The organism is Ensifer sp. Root142 (assembly GCF_001426785.1).
In the GTDB taxonomy this organism is placed as follows: Bacteria; Pseudomonadota; Alphaproteobacteria; order Rhizobiales; family Rhizobiaceae; genus Ensifer; species Ensifer canadensis.
Genome location: NZ_LMFK01000046.1, coordinates 362,501 through 365,934, shown reverse-complemented (window position 1 = coordinate 365,934; position 3,434 = coordinate 362,501). Strand labels below are relative to the sequence as shown.

Genomic DNA, 3,434 nt, shown 5'->3' with positions numbered 1-3,434 from the left:
TTTTTTTTTGATTTGGTTGCGGGGGCAGGATTTGAACCTGCGGCCTTCAGGTTATGAGCCTGACGAGCTACCGGGCTGCTCCACCCCGCGCCATCTCGGTAAACCGCTRTGCGGTTTATCCGGTGCGTAAACCGCTGTGCGGTTTATCGCGGTTGCGTAACCGCTTTAGCGGTTATGCTTTAATCCGGTTCGGGTTTTGCGAAGCAAAATCCCGTTTGTTACTGCGAGTTTAACCAAGCAAAAAGGCCGCTTGTAGGCGGCCCTTGCGTTTCGGCTTGGCCGAGCGTTTGTTCAGAGAAGATTTTCGGTTTGTTTTCGCCGCTGCCTTGTCCTTCTCGGCTATGCCTCGAAGGGGAGCGGCGGTTTTTTTATCTTGCGTTTTGCAGACCTGGCAGCGACCTACTCTCCCGCGTCTTAAGACGAAGTACCATCGGCGCTGGGGCGTTTCACGGCCGTGTTCGGAATGGGAACGGGTGCAGCCACCCCGCCAGAACCACCAGGTCGGCAAAGCGCAAGATTTGCCCTTAGCTGGGGCAAACCGAATGAGAAGCTGGTGAGGAGGATAAACCGCCTCGTTTTGTTTTGAACACGTCGCTCATCAATGATGAGCATGAGCAATGGGAACGATCAAGCCAATCGAACGATTAGTACTGGTAAGCTTCATGCGTTGCCGCACTTCCACACCCAGCCTATCAACGTGGTAGTCTTCCACGGTTCTCAAGGGAATACTCGTTTTCAGGTTGGTTTCCCGCTTAGATGCCTTCAGCGGTTATCCATTCCATATATAGCTACCCTGCTATGCCCTTGGCAGGACAACAGGTCCACCAGAGATATGTCCATCCCGGTCCTCTCGTACTAGGGACAGATCCTGTCAATATTCCTACACCCACGGCAGATAGGGACCGAACTGTCTCACGACGTTCTGAACCCAGCTCACGTACCGCTTTAATTGGCGAACAGCCAAACCCTTGGGACCTGCTCCAGCCCCAGGATGCGATGAGCCGACATCGAGGTGCCAAACAACCCCGTCGATATGGACTCTTGGGGGTCATCAGCCTGTTATCCCCGGCGTACCTTTTATCCGTTGAGCGATGGCCCTTCCACGCGGGACCACCGGATCACTATGACCGACTTTCGTCTCTGCTCGACTTGTCAGTCTCGCAGTCAGGCGGGCTTATGCCATTGCACTCGACGACCGATTTCCGACCGGTCTGAGCCCACCATCGCGCGCCTCCGTTACTCTTTCGGAGGCGACCGCCCCAGTCAAACTACCCACCATACACTGTCCCGGATCCGGATAACGGACCGCGGTTAGACATCCATGACGATAAGGGTGGTATTTCAAGGATGGCTCCACAAGAACTGGCGTCCCTGCTTCAAAGCCTACCACCTATCCTACACATGCCGACACGAATGCCAGTGTAAAGCTATAGTAAAGGTGCACGGGGTCTTTCCGTCTGACCGCAGGAACCCCGCATCTTCACGGGGAATTCAATTTCACTGAGTCTATGCTGGAGACAGCGGGGAAGTCGTTACGCCATTCGTGCAGGTCGGAACTTACCCGACAAGGAATTTCGCTACCTTAGGACCGTTATAGTTACGGCCGCCGTTTACTGGGGCTTCGATTCAGAGCTTGCACCCCTCCTCTTAACCTTCCAGCACCGGGCAGGCGTCAGACCCTATACGTCGTCTTGCGACTTCGCAGAGCCCTGTGTTTTTGATAAACAGTCGCTACCCCCTGGTCTGTGCCACCCTTTCTGACTTGCGTCAAAAAGGGTCACGCTTCTTCCGAAGTTACGCGTGCAATTTGCCGAGTTCCTTCAGCATAGTTCTCTCAAGCGCCTTGGTATACTCTACCTGACCACCTGTGTCGGTTTCGGGTACGGTCTATACGGTGGAGCTATTTCCTGGAACCGCGTCCCTGCACACCCAATCCAATAAGAATGTACAAGTTAAGCAATCCGTCACTACCACCAGGCCCACGAATATTAACGTGGTTCCCATCGACTACGCGTGTCCGCCTCGTCTTAGGGGCCGGCTAACCCTGCTCAGATTAACTTTAAGCAGGAACCCTTGGTCTTTCGGCGAGAGGGTCTCTCACCCTCTTTATCGTTACTCATGTCAACATTCGCACTTCCGATACCTCCAGGACCCCTCACAGGTATCCCTTCACAGGCTTACGGAACGCTCCGCTACCACACGTCTTGCGACGTATCCTCAGCTTCGGTGCATGGCTTTAGCCCCGTTACATTTTCGGCGCAAAGACCCTTAATTAGACCAGTGAGCTGTTACGCTTTCTTTAAATGATGGCTGCTTCTAAGCCAACATCCTGGTTGTTTTGGGATCCTCACATCCTTTCCCACTTAGCCATGACTTGGGGACCTTAGCTGGAGGTCAGGGTTGTTGCCCTCTTCACGACGGACGTTAGCACCCGCCGTGTGTCTGCCGACTAGTACTCCTCGGTATTCGGAGTTTGGTTAGGATCAGTAAGACGGTGAGTCCCCATAGCCCATCCAGTGCTCTACCCCCGAGGGTATTCGGTCGACGCACTACCTAAATAGTTTTCGCGGAGAACCAGCTATTTCCGAGTTTGATTGGCCTTTCACCCCTAGCCACAAGTCATCCCAATCTATTGCAACAGATGCGGGTTCGGTCCTCCAGTTGGTGTTACCCAACCTTCAACCTGCTCATGGCTAGATCACTCGGTTTCGGGTCTAATGCGACGAACTGAACGCCCTGTTCAGACTCGCTTTCGCTGCGCCTTCACCTATCGGCTTAAGCTTGCTCGTCACACTAAGTCGTTGACCCATTATACAAAAGGTACGCCGTCACCCTTGCGGGCTCCGACTGTTTGTAGGCATCCGGTTTCAGGTTCTATTTCACTCCCCTTGTCGGGGTGCTTTTCACCTTTCCCTCACGGTACTTGTTCGCTATCGGTCATGCACGAGTACTTAGGCTTGGAGAGTGGTCTCCCCATGTTCAGACAGGATTTCACGTGTCCCGCCTTACTCAAGGACACTGAGTGTTCTACGTGTAAGGGGCTATCACCCTCTACGGCCGACCTTTCCATGTCGTTCCACTTTATTCCTCAGTGCCACTGGCCTGGTCCGCGTTCGCTCGCCACTACTTGCGGAGTCTCGGTTGATGTCCTTTCCTGCAGGTACTTAGATGTTTCAGTTCCCTGCGTTCGCTTCTTACCCCTATGTATTCAGAATAAGATACCTTTAAACAATACTTGGAAACCTAAGCCGTACCTAAGCACGACTTAAATTTTCCAAGTATTTAAGGTGGGTTTCCCCATTCGGAGATCCATGGATCAAAGCTTATTCGCAGCTCCCCACGGCTTATCGCAGCGTATCACGTCCTTCATCGCCTGTGCATGCCAAGGCATCCACCAAATGCCCTTCTTTCACTTGATCGTTCTCATTGCCAAT

1 tRNA gene and 2 rRNA genes are annotated in these 3,434 nt (G+C 53.1%); all 3 read right to left on the bottom strand.

The features are described 5' to 3' along the window. Positions 1-13 precede the first annotated feature (13 nt). The 3 genes from ASD52_RS32140 to ASD52_RS32130 all read right to left on the bottom strand — a co-directional run bounded on the left by ASD52_RS32140 (position 14) and on the right by ASD52_RS32130 (position 3,419). A tRNA-Met gene (locus ASD52_RS32140) sits at positions 14-90 on the bottom strand. Positions 91-386: 296 nt separating this feature from the next. Next, positions 387-501, bottom strand: a 5S ribosomal RNA gene (gene rrf, locus ASD52_RS32135). A gap of 122 nt (positions 502-623) precedes the next feature. Further along, positions 624-3,419: ribosomal RNA gene (locus ASD52_RS32130) — 23S ribosomal RNA — on the bottom strand. Between the last annotated feature and the right edge of the window lie 15 nt (positions 3,420-3,434).